Origin of the sequence: Sphingomonas sp. PvP055, assembly GCF_040546365.1 — a bacterium.
GTDB classification, from domain to species: Bacteria; Pseudomonadota; Alphaproteobacteria; order Sphingomonadales; family Sphingomonadaceae; genus Sphingomonas; species Sphingomonas echinoides_A.
The window spans coordinates 3,652,089-3,670,559 of the sequence record NZ_JBEPNS010000001.1 but is presented as its reverse complement, the minus strand read 5'-3'; the positions used below and the strand labels follow the sequence as shown (position 1 = coordinate 3,670,559).

Annotated in this window: 16 protein-coding genes; 10 read left to right on the top strand and 6 right to left on the bottom strand. The window is 66.5% G+C overall.

All coding sequences use genetic code 11. From position 1 onward, the window contains the following. The first annotated feature begins 107 nt into the window (after positions 1–107). The 5 genes from ABIC16_RS17215 to ABIC16_RS17195 are packed head-to-tail and all read left to right on the top strand — an operon-like array spanning position 108 to position 4,473. Positions 108–1,160 (top strand): glycosyltransferase family 2 protein, encoded by a 1,053-nt coding sequence (locus ABIC16_RS17215; protein ID WP_354292372.1) that lies wholly within the window; start codon positions 108–110, stop codon positions 1,158–1,160. Beyond that, positions 1,157–2,179: an acyl-CoA dehydrogenase gene (locus ABIC16_RS17210; RefSeq protein ID WP_354292000.1), complete on the top strand. Its 1,023-nt coding sequence runs from the start codon at positions 1,157–1,159 to the stop codon at positions 2,177–2,179. Before ABIC16_RS17215 ends, ABIC16_RS17210 begins: the two co-directional genes overlap by 4 nt. Then, complete coding sequence (locus ABIC16_RS17205) at positions 2,176–2,832, top strand: PIG-L deacetylase family protein (RefSeq protein WP_354291999.1); 657 nt, start codon at positions 2,176–2,178, stop codon at positions 2,830–2,832. Before ABIC16_RS17210 ends, ABIC16_RS17205 begins: the two co-directional genes overlap by 4 nt. Further along, positions 2,829–3,404: a class I SAM-dependent methyltransferase gene (locus tag ABIC16_RS17200; protein ID WP_354291998.1), complete on the top strand. Its 576-nt coding sequence runs from the start codon at positions 2,829–2,831 to the stop codon at positions 3,402–3,404. The genes ABIC16_RS17205 and ABIC16_RS17200 overlap by 4 nt, the downstream gene beginning before the upstream one ends. Beyond that, complete coding sequence (locus ABIC16_RS17195; RefSeq protein ID WP_354291997.1) at positions 3,391–4,473, top strand: glycosyltransferase family 4 protein; 1,083 nt, start codon at positions 3,391–3,393, stop codon at positions 4,471–4,473. The genes ABIC16_RS17200 and ABIC16_RS17195 overlap by 14 nt, the downstream gene beginning before the upstream one ends. Here ABIC16_RS17195 and ABIC16_RS17190 read toward each other — a convergent pair. Both ABIC16_RS17190 and ABIC16_RS17185 read right to left on the bottom strand, forming a co-directional pair. Then, a complete protein-coding gene (locus tag ABIC16_RS17190) occupies positions 4,463–5,473 on the bottom strand; it encodes an acetamidase/formamidase family protein (protein ID WP_277967880.1) in 1,011 nt (336 codons plus the stop codon). The two genes, ABIC16_RS17195 and ABIC16_RS17190, sit on opposite strands and share 11 nt — an antisense overlap. Positions 5,474–5,483: 10 nt before the next feature. Further along, on the bottom strand, positions 5,484–7,355 hold the full coding sequence (locus ABIC16_RS17185; RefSeq protein ID WP_354291996.1) for a gamma-glutamyltransferase family protein: 1,872 nt from the start codon (positions 7,353–7,355) through the stop codon (positions 5,484–5,486). Positions 7,356–7,657: 302 nt separating this feature from the next. On the opposite strand from ABIC16_RS17185, the gene ABIC16_RS17180 reads away from it, so the two are divergent. Beyond that, positions 7,658–9,091, top strand: a complete 1,434-nt coding sequence (locus ABIC16_RS17180; protein WP_354291995.1) for a porin — start codon at positions 7,658–7,660, stop codon at positions 9,089–9,091. Positions 9,092–9,115: 24 nt separating this feature from the next. Here the strand turns inward: ABIC16_RS17180 and ABIC16_RS17175 are convergent, their stop codons facing one another. From ABIC16_RS17175 to ABIC16_RS17160, 4 genes are all read right to left on the bottom strand, one after another. Next, complete coding sequence (locus ABIC16_RS17175; protein WP_354291994.1) at positions 9,116–9,667, bottom strand: biliverdin-producing heme oxygenase; 552 nt, start codon at positions 9,665–9,667, stop codon at positions 9,116–9,118. Between the two features lie 28 nt (positions 9,668–9,695). Then, positions 9,696–11,402 (bottom strand): response regulator, encoded by a 1,707-nt coding sequence (locus ABIC16_RS17170; RefSeq protein ID WP_354291993.1) that lies wholly within the window; start codon positions 11,400–11,402, stop codon positions 9,696–9,698. Beyond that, a complete protein-coding gene (locus ABIC16_RS17165; RefSeq protein WP_354291992.1) occupies positions 11,399–13,558 on the bottom strand; it encodes a histidine kinase dimerization/phosphoacceptor domain -containing protein in 2,160 nt (719 codons plus the stop codon). The genes ABIC16_RS17170 and ABIC16_RS17165 overlap by 4 nt, the downstream gene beginning before the upstream one ends. Positions 13,559–13,633: 75 nt before the next feature. Next, a complete protein-coding gene (locus ABIC16_RS17160; protein WP_354291991.1) occupies positions 13,634–14,263 on the bottom strand; it encodes a flavin reductase family protein in 630 nt (209 codons plus the stop codon). Between the two features lie 94 nt (positions 14,264–14,357). Between ABIC16_RS17160 and ABIC16_RS17155 the strand changes: the two genes are divergently transcribed. From ABIC16_RS17155 to ABIC16_RS17140, 4 genes are read left to right on the top strand one after another with little or no spacing between them, the layout of a single operon-like run. Further along, a complete protein-coding gene (locus ABIC16_RS17155) occupies positions 14,358–15,113 on the top strand; it encodes a cytochrome b/b6 domain-containing protein (RefSeq protein WP_354291990.1) in 756 nt (251 codons plus the stop codon). Next, positions 15,110–15,871, top strand: coding sequence for a molybdopterin-dependent oxidoreductase (locus ABIC16_RS17150; RefSeq protein ID WP_354291989.1), 762 nt, complete (start codon positions 15,110–15,112; stop codon positions 15,869–15,871). Before ABIC16_RS17155 ends, ABIC16_RS17150 begins: the two co-directional genes overlap by 4 nt. An 18-nt stretch (positions 15,872–15,889) precedes the next feature. Next, on the top strand, positions 15,890–17,116 hold the full coding sequence (locus ABIC16_RS17145) for an SAM-dependent methyltransferase (protein ID WP_277967871.1): 1,227 nt from the start codon (positions 15,890–15,892) through the stop codon (positions 17,114–17,116). A gap of 59 nt (positions 17,117–17,175) precedes the next feature. Beyond that, entirely contained in the window at positions 17,176–18,393 is a 1,218-nt protein-coding gene (locus ABIC16_RS17140) for an argininosuccinate synthase (RefSeq protein WP_010160955.1), read from the top strand. Positions 18,394–18,471 lie beyond the last annotated feature (78 nt).

Below are 18,471 nucleotides of genomic sequence, written 5' to 3'. Positions count from 1 at the left end.
TCAAGCGGCTGTGATCCTTTCGGGGTGCACTGCGTTTGTACCCCGAAAGCGAGACCAACCTGCCGATACCTTTGCTCGATGCGCGCAACGCGACGTCCCGCCGTGCACTGGCGTCGGGCAATCCAGAGGAGCGCCGACACCGGGAGACGTCCGCCACGGCCATCTGCGTCCCCGCGCGGAATGAAGCGGCCCTTCTTCCGCGGTTCTTGAAGGCCCTGACGGCGCAGGATGACCCAAATGCGTTCGTGCTGTGCCTGCTGCTCGATACCTGTACCGATGACAGCGAGGCGATCGTTGCGGCGCATTGCAACGGCGTTCCCTTCGAGATCGTGACGCGGAAAAGCGTCGCCGATTCAGCGCCCAATGCAGGACGAGCGCGCGCCGCTGCGATGGACTTGGGAATCGAGACGGTCGGGCCGGATGGCATCTTGCTGTCCACCGATGCGGATTCGGTGCCAGCCCCGGATTGGGTGGCGGCAAACCTGGCGGCGCTGGAAATGGCGGACGTGGTCGTCGGCCGGATCGACCGAAGCGGCGGCATTCCGAGTCCGGCGCAGGACCGGATCGAAGCCTATTACGACGGCCTCGCCCGGTTGCGGCGGGTGCTCGATCCGCTGCCGTGGGAAAGCGCGCAGCCGCATCACTATACCAGCGCCGCGAGCCTCGCGTGTTCGGCCGAGACCTATCGGGCGCTCGGCGGGTTCGAGCCCGTGCCGGCCGGGGAAGATGCGCGGTTGGTGGATACGGCGCACCGGCTTGGCCTCCGCGTCCGCCGCGACGGTGCGGTTCGCGTGGAGACGTCGGCCCGGCGCGACGGGCGTGCGCGCGGCGGCCTCGCGGATCATCTGCGCGACATGGACCGGACCGGCGGGGCATCAGCGCGGATGGCGCATCCCGAAGACGTCGCGTGGCGCTATGCGCGTCACGCCGTGGCGCGTGCCGGATGGTCGGACGTCGACACCGCCGCCTCGGTGTTGGCAGCAGCAGTCGGGCGATCGGAGGAAGAGGTGCACGCCGCGGCATCCGCCGCACCGAATGCCGAGGGCTTTGCGATGCAGGTGGTGCCCGACATTCCCGGCGGCGAGCGGCTGGTCGATCTTCCCACTGCGGAAGCCGCGCTGGCCGCGCTGCTGGCGCGTCACGGGGGAGCAGCGGCATGAGCGGGCCACCAGATCCGCTCGATATGCTTTTGTCGACCACGGGGACGGACAATCCGGCGATGGGACGCGCCTTGCGCACGCTGCATGGCTTGGTGCCGGTGGCGGGGGATCCACGGGATCCGGGGGAAATGCTCGCGCTGCTGCGCTTCCTCTACCGGATCGGACGGCACGACCTGCCGCTTGCGCGACTGGTCGAGGGGCACGTCGACGCGCTGCAGATCATCCAGCGCTACGACGACCCCGCAGCTGCAGACCGTGTCCTCGCGTCGGCCGGAAGCGGGGCACTGTTCGGCGTATGGAACGCGGCGCTGGTCGGCGAACCGCTGCGGGTCACCGACGGACGTCTGTACGGTGGCAAGAGCTTCGCTTCGGGGGCCGGAATCCTGACGCATGCGATCGCCGGGGCCGATACGCCGGAGGGGCATCGGATGCTCCTGGTCGATCTCGCCGCCTCCGCGCCCGAGATTGATCGCACGTGGTGGAACGTGGTGGGCATGGAGCGCTCGCAAACGCATGTCGTCCGCTGGAACGGCGCGGCTCCCGCCAGCTTCCGGACGATTGGGGCGCCCGGCGATTACGTCCGCGAACCTTTCTTCAGCGGGGGTGCGCTGCGCTTCGTCGCGTGCCATGCCGGTGGTGTCGCGGGCGTATTCGATCACGTCCGCAACCACCTCCTGGCCACGGGGCGCGGCGGCGACCCGCACCAGCTCGGACGGATCGCCGAGCTGTACGGCACGGCGGAAGCGGCGGCGGATGCGGTGCGCGCGGTCGCCGCGACCTGGCCAGAACCCGGCTTCGTCGAGCGCGTCGCTGCGGCGCGGCTCGCGGTCGCCGCCGCCGCCGAGCACGCGATCACGCTCGCACAGCAGACGGTCGGCGTGTCGGGGATGTTCGTCGCGCATCCGCTGTCGGCGGCGATGACCAATCTGATGGTCTATCTCCGCCAGCCGGCACCCGATGCGCAGCGCATGCGAGTCGGGCAGGCGGCGGTCGATGCGGTGCTGGTGCCGGATCTGTGAAGGCGCTACGGCTTCACGGTGTCCGGAGCGCGCTGATCGTCGCGCCGCATCCCGACGACGAGGCGATCGGCGCCTTCGGCCTGATGCGCCTGCTCAAGCGCCGGGGAGCACGGGTGCGCGTGATCATCGTGACCGACGGTGCGGGATCGCATCCGGGCAGCCGGAAATGGCCCCGCACACGGCTGGTGGCGACGCGGCGTCGCGAGACGCGCGCGGTGCTGCGCGGAATCGGGATCGGCGCGAACGACGTTCGCTTCCTCGCACTGCCGGACGGCGGGCTGACGGCCGGTGGCGGTGCGGTTCGGCGCGCTTTAGCCCGCGCGCTCGCGCAGACGCGCGGGCACGACCTGCTCGTCATGCCCGCGCGCGACGACGATCATCCCGATCACCGCGTGGTGGCCGCCGTCGCCGCCGACTGCCCCGCGATCCGGCGGCTGGAATATCTGGTGTGGCCCAACCGGCAGACCCGCGCGCGCCCTGCAACGCACGCGTTCCCGCTCGGCGTCGGGGCTGCGGCGAAGCGGGGTGCGATCCTGCGGTATCGCAGCCAGTTCGGGATGATCACCGACGATCCGGGTGGGTTCACGATTGCGCGGAACGAACTCGCCGCTTTCGCTCACCCCGTGGAACGCTACCGCGAGGCAAGCCGATGAAACCGATCGACCTGGCCGGGTTCGAGCAGAAGTTTGCCGCGAATGCCGATCCGTGGAGCACCTTCACCAACCGCGACGAAGTGCACAAGCGCGGCGCGATCCTGCACGGCCTGGGGGCTGGGCCGACCGGCCGTGTCCTCGAGCTTGCCGCCGGGAATGGATCGAACAGCGTGGCGCTGGCGCGGCGCGCGCTCCGCTTCGATGCGACCGAGGGGACGCAGAGTGGCGTCGATCTGGTGCGCCGCGCGGTTGGGGATGCCCCGCACGTGCGGGTTCGCCGGCTGGTGCTGCCCGGTCGGTTTCCGGCCGCTGTGTACGACGCCGCGGTGGTTGCAGAAGTGCTCTATTACCTTTCCCCACGCGCGATGCGGCACGTCGCGCGCGACATCGCCGTGGCGCTGCGCCGCGGCGGGCGGCTGATCCTGGCGCACCACCGCGTCGACTATCCGGACTTCGTGCAACATGCTGCGCAGATCCACGCGCGGTTCCTGGCGGACACCGGCGTCGAATGGCGCGCGGCGGGGGACGTGCGAACCGGACGCTGGCGGGTGCAATCCTATGTCCGCTGCTGACCCCGTGAAGACGCCCGTGCCGATCCGCGTCGCGATGCTCGCGCCGATCGCGTGGCGCACGCCGCCGCACCATTACGGCCCATGGGAACTCGCGACGAGCGTCCTGACCGAAGCGCTCGTTGCGCGCGGCGTGGACGTGACGCTGTTCGCGACGCTCGACAGTGTCACGTCGGGCACGCTCGCCGGTGTCGTGCCACGCCCGTATAACGACGATCCCGCGATCGATGCGAAGGTCTGGGAGATGCGCCACGTCGCGCATGTGATGGAGCGGGCTGACCGGTTCGACATCATCCACAATCAGGCCGATTTCGTCCCGCTCGCGTTCAGCCGGATGATCGCCACGCCGATCGTTACGACGGTCCACGGGATGCCGTCCGAACGGATCCTGCCGATGCTGCGCGAATATCAGCACGACGTCGACTATGTCGCGATCAGCACGACCGATCGCAGCCCGGAATTGCGCTATTCCGCGACCATTCCGCACGGAATCCAGGTCGAAACGTTCCCGTTCGGCGCGAAACCGGTGCGGGAACTGCTCTTTTTTGGGCGGATTCATCCGGACAAGGGGACGGCTGTCGCGATCCGGGTGGCGAAAGCGGCGGGGGTGCCGTTGCGGATTGCGGGGATCGTCCAGGACCAGCGCTACTTCGAGGAGGAGGTTCGCCCGCATATCGACGGGGTCACGGTACGCTACGACGGGCCGCTCGGCGGCGCGGATCGGCTGGCGGCGCTCGGGTCGGCGATGGCCTTGCTCCATCTGATTGATTTCGAAGAGCCATTCGGGCTTTCGGTGGTCGAGGCGCTAGCGTGCGGAACCCCGGTGATCGCGTTCCGACGCGGGTCGATGGCGGACATCGTCCGCGACGGCGAGACCGGGTTCGTCGTCGATACCGCCGAACAGGCGGTCGCCGCGATCGGTCAGATCGGCCGGATCGACCGCACCGCCTGCCGCGCGGACGTGCTGAAGCGGTTCTCGGCGGACCGCATGGCGGCGGACTATCACCGGCTGTACGGCGATCTGCTCGCTCGCAAAGCGATGGCAGGCCACAGGGCCGGCGTCAGCGTTTGACGAACAGCGCCTTGGGCAGGACGACGTGGACACCCTTGTTGCGGTCGACCAGTTCGGTGATTTCGACATCCCCCGCGACGCTGATCAGCATATAGGCGTCGTCGCGCGTCATGCCTTTCGCCGCGACGAGGAAGTCGATCATGTTGCGCAGCGCCTTGCGCGTCGCGTTGCTCAGATCGTCGTCGAACCCCATCGCGATATAGGCGGTCGGCGTTTCGGCGCGCGGGTAGGGCGTGGGCACGCGCTTGTGGAGGATGAACTCGAACGTGCCGGTCAGCGATGTTTCGAGCGCGGTGATGTCGACTTCGCCATTGCCCTGCGCGGCGTGCCCGTCGCCCGCCTGGAACAGCGCCCCGCGGACATGGACCGGCAGGAACAGTGTCGTCCCCGCGACCAGCGCCTTGTCGTCCATATTGCCGCCGTTGATCGTCGGCGGCGCGGAATCGTAGCGCCCGAAGGAGGGCGGCGGCGCGACCCCCATGCTGCCGAAGAAGGGCGCGAGCGGCACCTCGATCCCAGGACCGAACTTGCCGACCATCCGCTTGAGGTCGAGCGGGACGATCTTCATCCGCGCATACGGGAAATCGTCGGTCAGGAACCCCGCGCCGTAGCGGAACGCGTTATACGCATAAGGGATCGCCAGATCGATCTTGCGGATGCGGACTTCGAGCGTGTCGCCGGGTTCGGCCCCTTCGATCGCGATCGGCCCGGTCAGGATATGCCCACCCGGACCGCGCTTCGCGGCGGGCACGCCGTCGAACACCGCTCGCAAGGCCGGCTCAATGTCGGCGGGCGCGACCCCGGCCTTTTCGAGACCCGTCGGGCTGTTGGTCAGCAGCGTGTGCATCACCACCGTATCGCCCGACTTGATCGTCAGCACCGGCGCGTCGGCGGCATCGTAATGCCCCCAGGCGACCGTCTGCGGGGTCGCCTTCAACTCATAGGTTTCGGCAGCAACGGGAGACGCCAGCGCAAGCGCGGCGAGCAGGAACAGGCGCATCGTCAGATCCTCAATACGCCAGCGCGCAGCCGTCGGCGCGCATTTCGCTCGCCGCGGCATAGACGCGGGTGTCGCCGTCCATCCGATGCTCGACGCATTCGTAGCGCCCGAAGCCGCCATCCGGCTCCCCGATTTTCCAGCCCATGTCGGCGAGACGCTGGCGGGTCGCGACCGGCACGCCGGTTTCGAGCCGGAGCAGCCCCGTGGGCCCGAGCCCGGGCGTATCCTCGCCCATCGATTGCGACGATCCCTCGTGATGCCAGCGCGGCGAATCGCCCGCCGACTGGATCTCGAGCCCGTAATCCACGCGGTTGACGATGATCTGGGTCTGCCCCTGCGGCTGCATGTCGCCGCCCATCACGCCGAAGCTCATCCACGGCGTGTTGCCGCGCGTCGCGAAGCCCGGGATGATCGTCTGGAACGGGCGCTTGCCCGGCGCATAGATGTTCGGGTGCCCGTCCTTGAGGCTGAACAATTGCCCGCGATCCTGGAACATGAAGCCCAGGCCATCCGCGACGAGGCCCGATCCCATCCCGCGGAAATTGGACTGGATCATCGACACCATCATGCCGTCCTTGTCCGCGCAGCTGAAATAGGTGGTGTCGCCGTGGCTCGGGGCCTGGCCCGGATAGACCGGGGTCAGCAGCCGGTCGGGTCGGATCAGCTTGGCGCGCTGTGCGGCATAGTCCTTCGAGATCAGCCACTCGACCGGCACCTTGGCGAAGTGCGGATCGGCATAGTATCGCGCGCGATCTTCATAGGCGAGGCGCTTGGCCTCGGCTTGCAGGTGGATCGACAGCGCAGACTGGAACCCTGCGCGCTTCAGGTCGAACCGTTCGAGGATGTTGAGCATCTGGAGCGTCGCCAGCCCCTGCGTGTTCGCGCCGAGCGCGTGGACGGTGGTGCCTCGATAGTCGGTGGTGCTGGGCGCGATCCATTCCGAATGGTGTGCGGCGAGGTCCGCCGCCGACAGCCATCCGCCGATCCGCTTGAAATAGCGTTCGATCTTCTGCGCGATGTCGCCCTGGTAGAAGGCATCGCGCCCGCCGCTGGCGATCGCACGATAGGTGCGCGCGAGGTCGGGGTTGCGGAACACGCCGCCCGCCGCGGGGCCCTTGCCGTCTGCGAGGCCGTACGTCCGCAGCGCGTTCTGCGATTCCTCCAGCCCGTTCCCGGGGCGACGGAACGCGGCCATGCTGCGGCGGATGTAATAGGCGATGATGTCGGGCACCGGCGCACCCGCTTCCGCCAGCGCGATCGCGGGCTGGAACAGCGCCGCCCACGGCAGCTTTCCGTAGCGCTGGTGCATCGTCCACCACGCATCGACCGTCCCCGGCACCGACACGCTGAGCGCGCCGAGCGGCGGAAGTGCGCCGTTCTTCGCGCGCGACCGCACCGTCTCCAGGCTGAGGCCGCGCGGCGACGCTCCCGATCCGGCGAGACCGACCACCGCCTTGCGCTTGGGGTCCCAGATCATCGCATAGGCGTCCCCGCCGATCCCGCTCGACGTCGGTTCGAGGAAGCCGAGGCACGCGTTGATCGCGATCGCCGCATCGACCGCGGAGCCGCCCGCTTTCAGGATGTCGATCCCCGCCTGCGTCGCGAGCGGATGCGCGGTCCCCGCTGCGCCGTTGAGCCCGTAGACGGCGGTGCGCGAGGCGAAGCTCGCGCCGATCGGGCGGTCGCCGGCGTGGACGTCGGGGCGGAGGAAGCGTTCCTCGCCGGGCATCCAGACGGTGGGGTTGGGGTCGGTTGGCGGTGCGGCACCCTGGCCGGGGCCGGGCGCGGGATCGGTGCTGGTCTTGCCGCTTTGTCCCTGCGCGACGCCCGGCAGCAGGAGGGCGGCCGCGGGCAAGGACGCGATAAAGGTACGACGGCGCATGATGATACTCCCCAGACGACCGCCGTTGTCGCCCGCACGACGGCGCAGGGCAAGGGGGTGCACGACGCATTGAGGTCTGCTGCTGGTGTTGGCTTGCCACCCTCCGCTCGGGCTGCCGCGAATGCCGCAGCACTGACGGATTTCCGGCGCATACGAGTGGATCGGCACGGCGGCGGGATCTTGCCGAGGTCCTGATCCTGCGGCAATGGCGGGGTGATCGGCGGCCCGTGTTCGGGGTCCGCAGCGGCGATCAGGGGCGGTGCCGTGCCGCCTGCAGCGTCGACGATCCGAGAGTATGATCCGTGCAACGACGATTTTTATCCGCCTCGTTCGGCGCTGCCTGCTCGATCCTCCCGCTTGAGGGGGCGCCAGCGCAGACGGTGCAGGAATTGCAGGCACAGATCGACGAACTCAAGGCGACGATCGCCGAGATGAAAGCCGCGCAGAAAGGCAAGGCGTCACCCGGACCAGCGCCCATGCCGCCCGCAAGCGTCGCGGCGGTACCGGCCCCGATCGCCGCGCCGGCTGCACCCCGCGCGGAGCAACCGGCATCTGCGGTCGCTGCCGTGGCGAAGCCCGCCAAACCGCATTGGTACGACCGGATCGGGATCCGCGGCTACACCCAGGTGCGGTTCAACGAAATCGTCAGCGGGGATCGCCGCGCGCCCGATGGCGTGTCGCGGTTGCGCTCGGTTGGCGACAGCGGGATCGGCGACGATACCAACTTCACGTTCCGGCGCATCCGGCTGATCCTGCAGGGCGATTTGAGCGATCGGGTATCCTTCTATTTTCAGCCGGATTTCGCCAACAGCATCAGCAACCAGTCGGGCGGCGAGCGGCGCGAGGGGTTCGTCCAGCTGCGCGACGCGTATGTCGATACCTTCCTCGACCGCGACAAGCGGTTCCGGCTGCGGGTCGGCCAGTCCAAGGTGCCGTTCGGTTGGGAGAACATGCAGTCCTCGTCCAACCGCCTGACGCTCGATCGCAGCGACGGGATCAATAGCGCAGTGCCGGGTGAGCGCGACATCGGGGTGATCGCCTATTACACCCCGCCGCAGGTCGCCCGAATCTGGGACCGTCTCGAGGACGACGGCCAGAAACTGTTCGGCAATTACGGGGCGTTCGGCGTCGGCGTCTTCAACGGACAGGGCATCAACCGGACCGAAACCAACGACGGCGTGATGACGGTCGCGATGGGGACGTGGCCGTTCGCGCTCGACGGACTCGGCGCCGGATTTGCGGGGCAGGTGCTCGAAGTCGGTGGAGCGGCGCTGCAGAACGGGATCGAGCCGGAGATTCGTAGTGGTGGGACGAGCAGCATTACCTATCGCGAGGTGCGCGGCGGAATCCATGCAATCCTGTACCCGCAACCGTTGGGCTTCCAGGCGGAATGGAACTGGGGGCGCGGCCCCGAATACGACGTCGCGCGCGGAGCGATCCGCTCGCTTCCGCTGAACGGGGGGTACGTGCAGACGATGGCGCGCGTGCGACGGTCCCCGGTGGGTCCGTTCATGCCCTATGCCCGGTGGCAACGGTATCGCGGCGGGTGGAAGGCGTTGACCAACGCGCCAAGGCTGGAGACCGATGAAGTCGAGCTCGGGATCGAGTTCCAGCCGGTGCCCGCGCTGGAACTGACGCTCGCTTATGCGCACATGCAGCGCAGCGAGGCGGATGAACGGCGCACCGGTCGCGCCGAGGGGGACGTGATCCGGACGCAATTGCAGTGGAATTATTGAGCGCGGCGAGCCCGACGGCGATCGTCAGTGCGGAACCGGGAGCGCCTGCGAAGACGCCGTGTACAACGCGAAACAGGCGGACGCACCGCACGCGACCGTGTCGAGCCAGTCGGGCGTCTGCCCGACGCCACGCTCGTCCATCGCACGCAGAAAGGCGCGCCATTCACCCGGATCGTGGCGCGCGGACAGGAAAGCCGTCGGCGCACCCGGATATACGCGTTTGACGAGCACCGCGCCCCCCAGCCGCGATCCCTCGAGAACGTAAAGCGCACCCAAGCGCGCAGCCGACGTACCACCGGGGTCGAACGGCAGCGGGGACGGGGGCGCGAGCTCCAGCGTGGCGAGGTCGTTCTGCAGCAGCGCCAGGCGCGACCGCCACCGCGGGAGCGTCGGGTCGCCCGACAGGACCGCCTCGACGGCAGCGGTCGCCGCGGCGTGCGCCAGCAGAAACCGTGCGTAATCTCCCCGATCAGCAAGATCCAACTGGCTGAACGCGGCATCGACCGTGTCGTGCGCGGCGCGCGTGATGGTGCGCAGATGACTGGCGACTGGAACCGCCGCTGACGGATTTACCATATCGAACGTCTTCGCGGCGTGTTCCGGATCATCCCAGCGCGTGGCCGAAGTCGGAACGCTGATGCGCGGGGCCGGCGCGTCGGCGCAACGCCGCCTGTACGCGTTCGACCAGCTCCTCCTTGCGATACGGTTTGCCGAGCACGTCGAGCGCTTCGGGTTGCGGGCCATTGATCGACATCTCGTCGTTATAGCCGGTCGTCATCAGGATCGGAACCTTGGGGTTCCGCCCGCGGATCTCGTGCGCGAGCGCAAGGCCGTTGCGCGGTCCCGGCATCACCACGTCCGAGAACACCAGCGCCACGCCGTTCTCGCGATCGAGTTGCTCGAACAGGCGCAGCCCTTCGTCCGCGTCGTTCGCGACCTTGACCGCATATCCTGCGTCACTGAGGATTTCTTCCGCAAGGAAAGCGATCGCCGCTTCGTCCTCGACCACCAGGATAAGCGGCGGGTCCACCTTGTCGACTTCCTCCGCACGGAACCCCGTTGTGTCCGGTTCGAGCGCCTGAACTGGCCTGTCATGCTCCGCGATTGGAAAGTAAAAGCGCACCGTCGTGCCTTCGCCCTCGGTGCTGCTCAGCTTCAGGACTCCGTCGGATTGCTGCGCGAACCCTTGTGCCATGGCGAGCCCAAGGCCGGTTCCGGCGCCTTTCGGCTTGGTCGTGAAGAATGGCTCGATCGCGCGGTCGAGCACGGCCTGCGTCATTCCGTGGCCGCTGTCCGCGATTTCGAGCAGGACGTAGCTGCCAGCGGCGAGACCGAGGATCTCGTCCGTAGCGATCTGCCGCAGCGACGTCGCGATCGTGATCGTCCCGCCCGCCTCGATGGCATCGCGCGCGTTGCTGACCACGTTGATCAGCGCGGTTTCGAAATGGACCGGGTCGACCTGAATCGCGGGGAGGCGGCGGCGCAGATTCAGTTGCAGATCGACGCGCGACCCGACGGTTGATTCGAGCAACTCCGCGATTTCGGACACCAAGCTCGAAATCTCGACCTGGCGGGGCTCCAGGCGGCTGCGGCGTGCGAAGGACAGCAACTGCGCCGTGAGCTTGGTGCCGCGCTGCGCGGCGGTCAGCGCTGCCTCGTGATAGCGCTTGAAGGCACGCTGGTCCTCGCGCTTCGCCGCCATCAGCTCCAGGCTGCCGTTGACCACCTGAAGCAGATTGTTGAAATCATGCGCCAGACCGGCGGTCAATTGCCCGATCGACTCCATCTTCTGGCTCTGCATGGCATTGGTTTCGGCCTCCTTGCGGCGGCTCACGTCCAACTGGCTCGCGAAGAAATACAGCAGTTCGCCCGCTTCGTCATAAACCGGCCCAAGGAAGACCCCGTTCCAGAAGGGCGAGCCGTCGCGGCGGTAATTGAGGATTTCAAGGCTGATCGCGCGGCGTTCGGCGACCGCAGTGCGCAACTGCGCGACGACGGCGCGATCGGTCAGCGGGCCTTGCAGGAAGCGACAATTGCGACCGACCACTTCGTCCTGATCGTATCCGGTAAGATCCAGGAACGCGTTGTTTGCAAACACGATCGGATTATCCGTCATCCTCGGATTGGTGAGAACCATCGGCATCCGCGTCATCTCGATCGCGGCGAAGAAGATGCCGCCGCGCTTCTCCAGTGACGGGTCGGTAATCGTGCTCTGTTTCCAGTGGCGTTCCCCGGGGCGACCGATCAGATCGTCGCTGGGCTCATCGAACGCGCCGTCTGCCGGTACGCCGCTGGCTTGATCCATGCTCATTGATATGTGCCATTCGCAATCGTTTCCGCGGGACTGCGCGGATGGGTGATGGGGGCGGTCAGCACGGTCCGGACACCGGGAAGATTGTCGGTGACTTCAAGCGTGCCGCTCAGCCTCCGGACCATCGAGTCGAGCATCCGCGTCCCAAAGCCCTTGCGCGTGCCGGTCTTGCCGCGGCCCGCATCCGCTACGATCAGCCGGAAACGCGCGCGATGCTGTTCCAGCGTCACGAAGATCTGTCCCGGCGCGCCGCCATAAGCGTATTTCTGTGCGTTGATGATAAGTTCGACCAGCACCAGCCCGACCTGGACCGCATCGTCCGCCGCGATCGTGACGGGGGCGAGATCCAGCACGAACTGGTTCTCCCATTCCGCACCCATCGACCCCTTGAGGTCGACGATCAGGTCGGACAGGTAGCGCGAAAGGTCGATCGATTGGACGTTATCGTCGGTGTAGAGACGCCGATGGACCAGCGCGACCGCCGACAGGCGCCGCTGCGCCTCGGTCAAGTGCGCGGTCAGGGCAGGGTCCTCGCTGGCGCGGCCTTGCAGCGCGAGAAACGCCATCACCAGTTGCAAGCTGTTCTGGACGCGGTGGTTGACCTCCTTCAGCAAGGTCTCCTGTTGCGCGATCAGACGATCCTTGTCGGCGACCGCGATGCTGAGATTGTCCGCCAGGTCACGGATACGGCGGTTCTGCCGCGCATCGTACAGTCGACCGAGCAACCGGCGCGCCGCCTCGATTTCCGTATGCGACCACCGCCGTGCCTTGCCGAGCACGACCTGCGACCACGAATCAAACGATGCCCGCGGCGTCAGCTTCTCGCCCGGTTGCAGGTTGACCGCCTTGTGCGGATTGCCTGCCCATTCGACGACCTGCTTCTCTTCCGCCCGGAACCACATCAGGATGGTTGGCGTCTGGAACGACAGGGTGATCGCGAGCAGCCCGCTCGCGCGTTCGCGATAGGCGGCGGCGGCCGGGAAAAGCGTCGACAGGCTGTCGGTGTGGAACGGCTCGACGCCCTTCTGGCGAAACCAGCCGGCAACCTGCAGGATCTGATCCTGCTCGGGAGTTGCTCCGTCGACATGAATGGTGTCTCCGTCGATGATCGCGAAGCCATCGGCTTCGAACATCCGCCGCAGATCCGCACCCGCCGTCTTGAACAGATGCGCCGGGTCTGTGTCGCTCGCCAGATGCGCGGCGATCACGTCCTCGTCGGCACGAATCCGCAGGCGCTCACGGTAATCGTCGGCCTGTTCCTTGGCGGTGATTTGACGCGCGAGCCCGCCCGCCACCAAAGCGGCCGCGCGCCGTGTCGGCGCGCTCAAGTGCCGCGGCGCCATGTGGTGACAGGCCACCAGGCCCCACAGCACGCCATCCTTGACGATCGAGATCGACGCGGAAGCGGCAACGCCCATGTTCTTGAGATACTGGATGTGGATCGGCGAAACGCTGCGCAGTTCGACATCGCTCAGGTCCACCCCAGCCTCGACGGCGGGGCGGATCGGATCGGGCTGGTAATCGACGTCGGGAATCACCCGCACGCGGTTGCGCAAATACAGCGCGCGCGCCTGCTGCGGGATGTCGGACGCGGGAAAGTGATGGTTGAGATAACTGGCGAGACCGGGCGCGGCATCCTCCGCGATGACCACGCCGGAATCATCATCGAGGAACCGGTAGATCATCACCCGGTCGAACCCGATCAGGCTGCGAAAGTTCTTCGCCGCGCGCTCGCACAGTTCGATCAAGCCGCCCGACCGCTCGAAGCTGACTCCGACATCGTCGATCCAGCTGAGAATATCGGTAGCACTGTGTGCATCGGACGGTTCGAGCTCGATCAGCCAGCGATCTCCATCGCGATGCGCGGCGCCCTCCCAACCCGCCGTGGCGACCTCGCTGAACACGCACACCGGTCGAACCGAATCACCGAGCAACTGGGAAGCGCCTTCGCCTAGCAGCGCGGTGACGGTCTGTCCCAGCCAATCCTCCCCGAATACCGTCTCCAACCTGCCCGCACCCGCAACAACGCGCTGATCGGCGGCGGTTACGATGAGCAATAAGCCATGGGGCTGGATGCTGCCGGGAATGTGGATCGGCTCGCGATCACACTCGGAGATATCCGTTCCGAACTGAACGGTAGGAAGCGATATATTCATCGCCTTAAAGCCTTAAAGCCAAATCATAGAACGGCCAAGCGCGCACTTTTAAGACTTTTGAGGGGCGCCGGCGCCTCACCCCGGCCGCCGCATCTTGAACAACGCGTCCTCCCCGATCTCAAAATAGTCACCCGGGCCGCCCCCGCGCAAAATGGGATGCGCCGCCGCGGTCTGATACGCCCCATCCGCGATCAGGTTCGGGGCGATGTGGATGCCGATCACTTCGCCCAGGATCATCCACTGGTCGAGAGCGTCGCCCTCCTTGGTGGTCAACCGCAACGTTTGCGTGTGGCGGCATTCGAACGCGACCGGGCTTGATGCGACACGTGGCGGTTTGACCAGCCGCGCGGGTGCCGTGGCAAGCGTCGCCAGATCGAACTCGTCCACCTCGGGGCCGACGGTCGCTGCGCTCGCGTTCATCGCGTCGCCCAGATCGCGCGTGACGAGGTTCCACACGAATTCGCCCGTCGCGGTGATGTTGGCCGCGCTGTCCTTCCACCCCATCGACGAGAAGCCGATGATCGGCGGGCGATAATTGAACAGGTTGAAGAAGCTGTATGGCGCGAGGTTGCGCGTCCCGTCTTCCGCAAGCGTGCTGATCCAGCCGATCGGGCGCGGCGCGATGATCGCGTTGAGCGGATCATGGCGGAGCCCGGGAATGCCCGCATGGCCATCCTTGGGTTCATAAAAATCGTGGTCCGACATGGCGTTATCCTCGGAGGCGTGGTTTGCGGTGGGCGAAGCAACGGAATCGCGGTAGAGGGAAGCACCGCCGCCGACCGCACGAATAGGCACCTGCATGACCGACGCAACCCGCTCCCCCGACATCCCCCCGCCCGGTACGGCCACGCCGGTCTATCGGCACCGGCTGACAACGCGAATCTGGCACTGGGTTTCCGCGATCACGATCTTCATCATGATCGGCAGCGGGCTGACCATCCTCAACGCGCATCCGCATCTCTATTGGGGGCAGTTCGGCGCGAATGCGGACCACGCCTGGCTGCACACCGTACGTGCGCCGTCGTGGCTGACGATCCCGGCGGGCTATAATCTTGCGATTGCGCGGCGCTGGCATCTCCTGTTCGCGCTGGTGCTCGGGTTCGGTCTGCTGTTCTACATGGTTTCCAGCTTGCTCAACCGCCACTTCCAGCGCGACTTCCGGATCCGCGCGCGCGAACTGACGCCTGCGCATCTCTGGTACGACGCGAAGGAGCATGCCGCACTGCGCTTCCATGATCCGAAGCAGCCCAATGCGCGTAATATCTTCCAGAAGCTGGCGTATGTGCTGACGATCTTCGTGCTGCTGCCGGCAATGATCCTGTCGGGGCTGGCGCTGTCGCCTGGCATGGATGCGGCGTGGCCGTGGCTGCTCGATCTGATGGGGGGGCGCGCGTCTGCGCGCTCGGTGCATTTCATCGCGATGGTGGGGGTGGTGCTGTTCATCATCGTCCATCTCGCGCTCGTCATCCTGGCTGGGGCGTGGCCCGAAACGCGCTCGATGATTACCGGCTGGTGGCGCATCCCCGGCCACGACAAGCGTGAGGACGCAGCATGAGCAGCCTGATCACCCGTCGCGCGCTGGTAACGACTGCCGCGCTCGGCACCGGCGCTTTGCTCGCCGGGTGCGACCGCGTCGCAGAGCTGCCTGCGGCACGGAAGATCCTGTTCTCGGGCGAGAAGCTCAACATGGGGCTGCAGCGCGCGCTGTCGAACCGGCACAGCCTCGCGCCCGAATACCGCGTCGATCAGATGTCGCCCTTCTTCCGCACCAACGGCACCAGCAACCCCGGCACGCCCGAATATGCCGCGATGGTCGCGGACAAGTTCGCCAGCTGGCGGCTCAAGGTCGGCGGCCTCGTCACGCGACCGCTCGCGATCTCGCACGCGCAACTGATGGCGATGCCCGCGCGCACCCAGATCACCCGGCACGATTGCGTCGAGGGCTGGAGCGCGATCGGCAAGTGGCACGGGCCGATGCTCGGCAGCGTGCTCAAGGCAGCCGGGGTGAAGGACTCAGCACGCTACATCGTCTTCACCTGCGCGGATCTCTACTCGGGCGCGAACTATTACGAGTCGATCGACCTGATCGACGCTTTCCACCCGCAGACGATCCTGGCGTGGGGGATGAACGACCAGCTTCTCGACGTCGGGCACGGTGCGCCGGTGCGGCTGCGACTGGAGCGCCAGCTCGGCTACAAGCACGCCAAATACGTCATGGCGATCGATGCGGTGGCCTCGCTCACCGGGATCGGCCTCGGTAAGGGCGGTTATTGGGAGGATAATGTCGATTACGATTGGTATGCGGGCATATGAGGCGTTAATGGGCCGCACATGGCCCTTATCGACTTGTTTCTCGCCAGGCGCGTAAAGCGTGGCACGCTCACCGTACATCATGCCGATGGAAAGACCGTTCGCTTCGGAACTGCGGATCCGCGCTTCCCGGACGTAACCATTCGCTTCACCGATGCCGGCGCTGCCGCCGCGATCGTCCGCGATCCCGGCCTCGGCGCGGGCGAAGCCTATATGAATGGCCGGCTCGTGGTAGAGCAGGGTGACGTCCGCGACCTCGTCCGGCTGCTGACCGCGAACGACCCGTGGGAAGCGGGCGCGAACGGCCTTGCCGCATCGCCGATGCGCCGCGCGATCCAGGCGGTGACCCACCGGATCGAGCGCGTGAACATGGCGCGCCGCTCGAAGCGCAACGTCGCGCATCACTACGATCTGTCCGATCGCCTTTACGATCTCTTCCTCGACAAAGACCGCCAGTATAGCTGCGCCTATTATGCGAGCCCGGGCAACAGCCTGGAGCAGGCGCAAAGCGACAAGAAGGCGCATATCGCCGCCAAGCTCGCGCTCGAGCCGGGGATGACGGTGCTCGACATCGGCTGCGGCTGGGGCGGGATGGCGCTGTATCTGCATCAGCATACCGGCGCGGATGTGCTCGGTGTCACGCTTTCCGAGGAACAGCTCAAGGTCGCGCGGCGGCGCGCGCAGGAGGCGGGGGTCGCCGATCGCGTCAAGTTCGAGCTGATCGACTATCGCCACCTGACCGGCACGTTCGACCGGATCGTTTCGGTCGGCATGTTCGAGCATGTCGGTCCGGCGCATTACAAGACCTTCTTCCGCCAGTGCCGCGACTTGCTGACCGAGGACGGCGTGATGCTGCTCCACACGATCGGCCGCGCGGGCGGGCCCGGCGTGACCGACAAGTGGACGACCAAGTACATCTTCCCCGGCGGCTATAATCCGGCCTTGTCCGAGATCATCTCGGCGAACGAAGGGCTGCGCTTCATGGTCACCGACGTCGAGGTGCTGCGGCTGCACTATGGCTATACGCTCGACGACTGGTACGACCGCACCGTCGCCGCGCGCGAGCAGATCATCGCGCTGTACGACGAGCCGTTCTACCGGATGTGGCAATTCTATCTGGCGGGGGCGGGCGCCGCCTTCCACTTCGGCGGGATGGTCAACTATCAGATCCAGTTCGCAAAGAACCGCCACGTCCTCCCGATCACGCGCGATTACATGATCGAGACCGAGCGCGCTTTTCGCGGCTAGCCCGTTGCACCCTCCCGCCCCCTCGCATAGGGGGCAGCCGAACTTGAAGGATCCTGCCTGTGACTGACAAAATCAACCGGGTCGTCCTCGCCTATTCGGGCGGCCTCGACACCAGCGTCATCCTCAAGTGGTTGCAGCAGACCTATCAATGCGAGGTCGTCACCTTCACCGCCGACCTCGGGCAGGGCGAGGAGCTCGAGCCAGCGCGCCGCAAGGCGCAGCAGGCCGGCGTCAAGCCCGAGCACATCTTCATCGACGATCTGCGCGAAGAGTTCGTCAAGGACTACGTCTTCCCGATGATGCGCGCCAATGCGCTGTACGAGGGGCTGTACCTGCTCGGCACGTCGATCGCGCGGCCGCTGATCGCCAAGCGCCAGATCGAGATCGCGCGGATGGTCGGCGCAGATGCGGTCAGCCACGGCGCGACCGGCAAGGGCAACGATCAGGTCCGCTTCGAGCTCGGCTATTATGCGCTCGCACCCGACATCAAGGTGATCGCACCGTGGCGCGAGTGGGACCTGACCAGCCGCACCCGGCTGATCGAATGGGCCGAGCAGCACCAGATCGAAATCCCGCACAACAAGCGTGGCGAGGCACCGTTTTCGACCGACGCGAACATGCTCCACACCTCGTCGGAAGGGCTCGTGCTCGAGAACCCGTGGGACGAGGTGCCGGACTATGTCTATTCGCGCACGGTCAACCCCGAGGACGCGCCCGACCAGCCGGAGACGATCACGATCGATTTCGAGCGTGGCGACGGCGTCGCGCTCAACGGCGTAGGCATGTCGCCCGCGACGCTGCTGGAAGCGCTCAACGAGCTTGGCCGCAAGCATGGCATCGGGCGGCTCGATCTGGTCGAGAATCGCTTCGTCGGCATGAAGTCGCGCGGGATGTACGAGACGCCGGGCGGCACGATCTATCACCTCGCGCATCGCGGGATCGAGCAGATCACGCTGGATCGGGGTGCTGCACATCTCAAGGACGAGCTGATGCCGCGCTATGCGGAGCTGCTCTACAACGGCTTCTGGTTCTCGCCGGAGCGCGAGATGCTGCAGGCGGCGATCGACCACAGCCAAGCGAAGGTCGAGGGGACCGTCCGGCTCAAGTTGTACAAGGGGTCGGTCAACGTCACCGGCCGCAAGTCGCCGCAGTCGCTCTATTCGGAGAAGGTCGTCACGTTCGAGGACGACCAGGGCGCGTATGACCAGCGCGATGCCGCCGGGTTCATCAAGCTGAACGCGCTGCGGTTGCGGCTCTTGGGGCGGCGGGACCGGTAAAAGACTTCTGCGAACCGGCTTTCCTTAGGGAGAGCGACAGGTACGAATTGGGAGAGTAATTTCGGGGCCGACCCTTCT